Below are 6,148 nucleotides of genomic sequence, written 5' to 3'. Positions count from 1 at the left end.
GCCGAGGGCGCCGGCCGCCGCCCGCACGCCGCGGGCGGCGATCGAGTGGCCGCCGGGCAGCAGCGTCGCCCGCCGCTCGCCCGTGGTGGCGGAGGTCTTCCACAGGGCCGCCTCCTTCACCTCGCCCTTGTACGAGACCCACTCGGCCTCCATGCCGGCGGGGATGAACTCGTACGGGATGCCGGGCGCCACCTTCAGGCACGCCCGCCCGGCCCTGGCGACCAGGTCGAGCACGACCGGCCAGGGCGGCGAGTAGGCCATCGGGTCGAACGTCCTGCCCCGGCTCGTCCGCCGGGCCGGATCGGCGAACAGCCAGTCGTACTCCTCGGGCGGCACCTCCGCCGCGTCGCCCACCCGCACCGTCACCAGGTGGTCCAGCCCCAGCGCCTCGGCGTTGGCCCGCGCGACGGCGGCGGTCAGCGGGTCCGCGTCCACGGCCGTCACCGTGTGACCGGCGCGCGCCAGGGCGATGAGGTCGCCGCCTATGCCGCAGCAGGCGTCCACGACCCGCGCCCCACCGCTTTGGCGACCACTCCGGCCGCCGGCCTGCCCGTCGCTGCGCCCGCTGCTCTGTCCGCCGCTCTCGCGGCCGCTCTGCCCGCTGCTCTGCCTGTCGTTCTGTCCGTCGCTCTGGGCGTCGTTCTGTCCGTCGCTCTGTCCGCTGCCCCGGGCGTCGTGGGTCAGGCGGTCGGCGCGGTGGGTGGCGACCTCGGCTCTGGTGGCCTGTTCGAGGCCGTGCGGGGTGAAGTACATGCGGGCCGCGTCGTCGCCGAACTTGGCCCTGGCGCGCTCCCGCAGGGCCGCCTGGGTGAGCGCGGCCGAGGTGAGCGCGGCGTCGTACGTCCTGCGCAGCGTCGTCGCCGCGACCACCGGATCGGCCCCGGCCAGCTCGACGGCCTCGGCGAGCGCGCGACGGCCGCGCGGTGTCAGCAACTCGTTGAAGGCGTCGAGATCCACGCTTCCGACGTTAGCGGCCCCCGCCGACACGGTGTCCTCGGCCCCGGAAAGCCGACGGGCCCGGCCGTGCGGGGGATCGTCGTCGTGCCGAAGGGGGGCCTCCTGGGCTCACCTCAGGCAAAGCCAGGGTCCCTGATCGCTCTGAGCAGACGCGTTCGTGTTGACTGTCAAGCCCCTCTTGCATATGTTTCCTGTTGGCACTCTCCCCTTGAGAGTGCCAACGTGCGACGAGGCAGGTCTGACACCCGCGACGGCAGGCCCCGCTGGTCGCCTCTTCTAGATCATTCATATCTGAAGGGGAGGTCCGATCGTGACGACCGCCACCAAGGTTCCCGTTAAGCCGCTCGGCGACCGCATCGTGGTTCAGCCGCTTGAGGCCGAGCAGACGACCGCTTCCGGCCTGGTCATCCCTGACACCGCCAAGGAGAAGCCGCAGGAGGGCAAGGTCCTCGCGGTGGGCCCGGGCAACTGGGACGAGGACGGCGACAAGCGTATTCCGCTCGACGTCTCGGAGGGCGACATCGTCCTCTACAGCAAGTACGGCGGCACCGAGGTCAAGTACGGCGGCGAGGAGTACCTCGTGCTCTCCGCCCGCGACGTTCTCGCGATCATCGAGAAGTAGGCCGGATGCGTCAGGGCCCCGGGCGCGCGTCTCTCGTCTGAGCGCGCGCGGCCGGGGCTTTCGACGCCAGGAGAGGACTTTCAGCAATGGCGAAGATCCTGGAGTTCGACGAGGACGCCCGCCGCGCGCTTGAGCGCGGCGTGAACGCCCTCGCGGACGCCGTGAAGGTTACCCTCGGCCCGCGTGGCCGCAACGTCGTCATCGACAAGAAGTTCGGTGCTCCGACGATCACGAACGACGGCGTGACCATCGCTCGTGAGATCGAGCTTGAAGAGCGTTACGAGAACCTCGGCGCCCAGTTGGCCAAGGAAGTCGCCACCAAGACCAACGACGTCGCGGGTGACGGCACCACCACCGCGACCGTCCTGGCCCAGGCGATGGTCCGCGAGGGTCTGCGCAACGTGGCGGCCGGCGCCTCGCCGCTGTCGCTCAAGCGTGGCATCGACAAGGCCGCCAAGGAGATCAGCGACAAGCTGCTCGCCAGCGCGCGCCCGGTCGAGGACAAGAAGGAGATCGCGAACGTCGCGACCATCTCCGCCCAGGACGCCAAGATCGGCGACCTGATCGCCGAGGCGTTCGACAAGGTCGGCAAGGACGGCGTCCTGACGGTCGAAGAGTCCAACGCCATGGGCATGGAGCTCGAGTTCACCGAGGGCATGCAGTTCGACAAGGGCTTCCTGTCGGCGTACATGGTGACCGACCCCGAGCGCATGGAGGCCGTCCTGGAGGACGCCTACATCCTGCTCACCCAGGGCAAGGTCTCCTCGATCGCGGACTTCCTGCCGCTGCTCGAGAAGATCGCCCAGACCAAGAAGCCGCTGCTCGTGGTGGCCGAGGACGTCGAGGGCGAGGCCCTGGCCGTCCTGGTCACGAACAAGATCCGCGGCACGTTCACCTCCGTCGCCGTCAAGGCCCCGGGCTTCGGTGACCGCCGCAAGGCGATGCTCCAGGACATCGCGATCCTCACCGGCGGCCAGGTCGTCAGCGAGGAGGTCGGCCTCAAGCTGGAGAACGTCGGCACCGAGGTGCTCGGCACCGCCCGTCGCATCGTGGTCACCAAGGACAACACGACCATCGTCGACGGCGCCGGCGACGCGCAGGCGATCGAGGACCGGGTCAAGGAGATCAAGATTGCCATCGAGCAGTCCGACTCCGACTGGGACCGCGAGAAGCTGCAGGAGCGCCTGGCCAAGCTCGCGGGCGGCGTGTGCGTGCTGCGCGTCGGCGCGGCCACCGAGGTGGAGTTGAAGGAGAAGAAGCACCGCCTCGAGGACGCGATCTCCGCCACGCGGGCCGCGATCGAGGAGGGCATCGTCTCCGGCGGTGGCTCCGCGCTGATCCACGTGTCCAAGGAGCTCGACGACCTCGGTCTGACGGGCGACGAGGCCACCGGTGTCGCCATCGTGCGCCGCTCGCTGGTCGAGCCCGCGCGCTGGATCGCCGAGAACGCCGGCCTCGAGGGCTACGTGGTCACCCACAAGATCGCCGAGCTGAAGCCGGGTCACGGCCTGAACGCCGCTACCGGCGAGTACGGCGACCTCATCGCCCAGGGTGTCAACGACCCGGTCAAGGTCACCCGCTCCGCGGTCCAGAACGCGGCGTCGATCGCGGGCATGCTCCTCACCACCGAGGCGCTCGTCGTCGACAAGCCCGAGGAGGAGGCCCCCGCCGCCGGTGCGGGCCACGGCCACGGGCACGGTCACTGATCTCGGTCAGCGCCTGTCGTTCGCTCGAAACGACCCGCACCTGTCACTCAGGTGCGGGTCGTTTCGCGTTCTGGGGCGGTCGCTCACGCGCGCGGGCGAACGCGCCATAACATGTCACATAGGCTGCAGCCTGTAGCGAAGCGAAAAAACGGTTTATTGGGGTAAACCGGGAGTGCGTGTTAAGCGTCTACGCGCTGGCGATTTCTGTATATTTCCGGTTGTCGGATGAAATATTCTTCCGTACTTAAGGCTTAGTGTTGTTAGGTGATTACGGAGCGTTATCGTCTCTTCAATGTGACCAATCCGTAGCCGTTCGCGATGACGACAGGCCCGATCAGTGCGGGCATCATGCCTATCGTGAGCGAGGGAAGCGTCGCCGACGCCAAAATTGGGGTAAGGCTCGCGTCGAGACTTCCGGCACGGACGGATGACTCCGACCTAAGGGAACTGACGAGCCTCGCCGTACAGGGGGATCGCAGCGCGATCGAATCCCTGCTCGGCGAGTTGCGTCCGATGGTGGTGCGCTATTGTCGCGCCAGGCTGGGCAGGGTTTCAGGGCAATATCACATTGCCGATGACGTAGCCCAGGAGGTGTGCATCGCGGTGCTGTCCGCGCTGCCGCGATACCGGGACATGGGGCGGCCTTTCGCCTCCTTCGTCTTCGGCATCGCCTCGCACAAGGTGGCCGACGCCCTGCGGAGCTCCGTCCGCTCGGCCGTACCGACCCAGGATCTGCCCGACGGGCCCGACGACGGACCGGGGCCCGAGGAGACGGTGGTCCGCTACATCGAGGTCGAGCACGCCCGCAGGCTGCTGGCCAGGCTGCCCGACAACCAGCGCGAGTTGCTGTTGTTGCGGGTGGTGTCGGGGTTGTCGGCTGAGGAGACCGGTAATGTACTCGGTATGTCACCAGGTGCGGTCCGCGTCGCTCAGCATCGGGCGCTGGCGCGGTTGCGGCAGATGGCCGAGCTGGAGTCGGCTTGACGCCGGAGGACCAGACCGACGCGCTGCTCGACGTGCTGGGCCGCGGCGAGCTGTTCGACTCGCGCGATCCCGCCGCCCGGCTGCTGGCCGCACTGCGCAAGGACGTCTCGCGCGACGCCCTGCCGCTCGGTGACGCGCTCCTTGACGAGGGGGGTCAGCGGCGCTCTTCGGTGTCGATGACCCCGTCCACGTAGCCTCTGGCGTACTCCCACGTCACGTAGTCGGCCGGATCCGGGTGGAAGGCCGGCTCGTGCATCTGTGGCTGACCCTTGTCGATCATCTGGCGTAGGTTGCCGCGCAGCAGCTCCCAGTCGAAGAAGTGCTGCTCACCGCATTCCGGGCAGTCGAGCACCAGGCCCAGCACCCCCTGTTGTTCTAACAGGGAGCGGAAGACCTCGACGTCGGCCAGGTCGGTGATGGCCTCGTCGCGCTCCTGCGCGGTCAGCGGCTCGGCGTCGTCGAGCTCACCCATCGCAGAGGAAGGGTCGTTCGGGTCGTCCGCGAACGGGTCGCGGGGGACGTCTTCCAGCACCTTCCCACCATATGACCGATGCGGCCCCAGCGGTGCTTATTAGACGAGCCATCCCCGCCGGGCCGCCTCCACCCCAGCGTGGAAGCGGGACTGCGCCCCCAATTGGGTCATGGCGTCGGCGAACCTGGCCCGCACCGTGCGTACGGACAGGCCGAGCTGGCGGGCGATCGAGTCGTCGCACATGCCCTGCGCCGCGAGCCGCAGCACCTGCACCACGCCCTCGCCCCTGCGCCCCCACGGCAGCGGCACGGCCCGGCCCCACAGCTCCCCGAACAGCGAGTTGAGCACGCCCACGACGATCGGGGTGCGGACGAGATAGAAGTTGTAGGCGTGGTCGGGCAGGTTGCCGCCCCACAGCGCGGGCAGGCCGGCGGCGTCGTGCCCGGCGGTCATGAACCAGCTCGGGACGCGGTCGAGCGTCCGCACCTTGCCGCCGCTGTCAAGGAGTCTGGTCAACTGCTCGCGTACGCCGGGGATCGCCAGGGTCGAGACCGGGATGATTACCTGGAGCTCCAGAAGCTGGCGCTGCTGCGCGTCGATCCAAGGATCAGCAAATTTCCGGACAAAGTCTGCCATGGTGCGCTCGTCCGGGATCGCGGTGAGGAGTCGCATGGGCGGGGACTGCACCGCCATGCCCACGACACTTTCGTAAAGGACGTCGGCGCCGCTCACCATTTCGACCTGGAAGGCGCCGTTCTGGTAGTCGTGCCCCACGTCGTAGTCGCGGATCAGCCCCCGGATCGATCCAAGCGCGGAGTCGATGCGCCTGCTCTCCTCCGCCAGCCGGTCGAGCCGCTCGGCGATCAGCCGGCCGAGCGCGGCGGCCGGATGGCGCGCCAGATATTCGCCCGACTGCTCGTCGATCACCCCCAATCTGACAAGCTCGTCAAGCTGACCGCTCACCTTTTCGACTGGTCCGTCCATAGCTTGCGCCAATTCGGCACGCGTCGCCTTGTGCAGGCGCAACACTGCCGTGTAAAGCGCGGACTGTGTCGGGTCCAGGCCCAGCGTCTCGAAGGGATCGGGCACGGTTTGTGACGCACTGCGCATATAAGAGGCTCCGTAGGGGGGACACGGGCGTGCCGTGAGAATAACTCGGCAATACGCCTTTGTCCGCTCCTTGGGCCGACTCCCCGGCCACATGTGCAACTTCGTGCAATTGCACGTTTTCACATTGCGGTGTGCCGTTGCGTAACGCAGGCTTAACCCAGCGTCGGCATCCACTTGAGCTGGCAGCGCTGGCCATCAGGACGCGGAGGGGGGTTCGGTGGCGCGAGACGCGCTTCCGCTTGGATGCCGGTGGCCGGGGGATGGGGCGGATCACCGACCGCCCCATCCCCCGGCACT

At 68.3% G+C, this 6,148-nt stretch carries 7 protein-coding genes; 4 read left to right on the top strand and 3 right to left on the bottom strand.

All coding sequences use genetic code 11. From position 1 onward, the window contains the following. Positions 1-957, bottom strand: a 957-nt coding sequence (locus KME77_RS03105; protein WP_308250522.1) for a class I SAM-dependent methyltransferase, incomplete at its 3' end; no start/stop codon positions are given. Positions 958-1,267: 310 nt separating this feature from the next. Here KME77_RS03105 and groES point away from each other — a divergent pair. The 4 genes from groES (at position 1,268) to KME77_RS03085 (ending at position 4,463) form a co-directional block, all read left to right on the top strand. After that, on the top strand, positions 1,268-1,579 hold the full coding sequence (gene groES / locus KME77_RS03100) for a co-chaperone GroES (RefSeq protein ID WP_043623565.1): 312 nt from the start codon (positions 1,268-1,270) through the stop codon (positions 1,577-1,579). 86 nt (positions 1,580-1,665) lie between these two features. Then, complete coding sequence (gene groL, locus KME77_RS03095; protein ID WP_219461701.1) at positions 1,666-3,285, top strand: chaperonin GroEL; 1,620 nt, start codon at positions 1,666-1,668, stop codon at positions 3,283-3,285. Between the two features lie 348 nt (positions 3,286-3,633). Beyond that, the gene (locus tag KME77_RS03090; RefSeq protein WP_090930520.1) at positions 3,634-4,269 is read left to right on the top strand and encodes a sigma-70 family RNA polymerase sigma factor; all 636 of its coding nucleotides are present in this window, start codon (positions 3,634-3,636) and stop codon (positions 4,267-4,269) included. Continuing rightward, positions 4,266-4,463 (top strand): hypothetical protein, encoded by a 198-nt coding sequence (locus KME77_RS03085; protein WP_219461698.1) that lies wholly within the window; start codon positions 4,266-4,268, stop codon positions 4,461-4,463. The genes KME77_RS03090 and KME77_RS03085 overlap by 4 nt, the downstream gene beginning before the upstream one ends. On the opposite strand, the gene KME77_RS03080 is transcribed toward KME77_RS03085, so the two are convergent. After that, positions 4,424-4,801 carry a DUF5319 domain-containing protein gene (locus KME77_RS03080; protein WP_219461694.1) on the bottom strand — a complete coding sequence of 126 codons (378 nt, stop codon included), beginning with the start codon at positions 4,799-4,801 and terminating at the stop codon, positions 4,424-4,426. The genes KME77_RS03085 and KME77_RS03080 overlap by 40 nt on opposite strands. Before the next feature lie 39 nt (positions 4,802-4,840). After that, positions 4,841-5,704 (bottom strand): helix-turn-helix domain-containing protein, encoded by an 864-nt coding sequence (locus tag KME77_RS03075; RefSeq protein WP_308250521.1) that lies wholly within the window; start codon positions 5,702-5,704, stop codon positions 4,841-4,843. Between the last annotated feature and the right edge of the window lie 444 nt (positions 5,705-6,148).

The sequence above is a fragment of the Nonomuraea rhizosphaerae genome, from assembly GCF_019396405.1.
Lineage (GTDB): Bacteria > Actinomycetota > Actinomycetes > Streptosporangiales > Streptosporangiaceae > Nonomuraea > Nonomuraea rhizosphaerae.
Note: the sequence above shows the minus strand (reverse complement) of the source record. Positions and strands in the feature narration are given on the sequence as shown.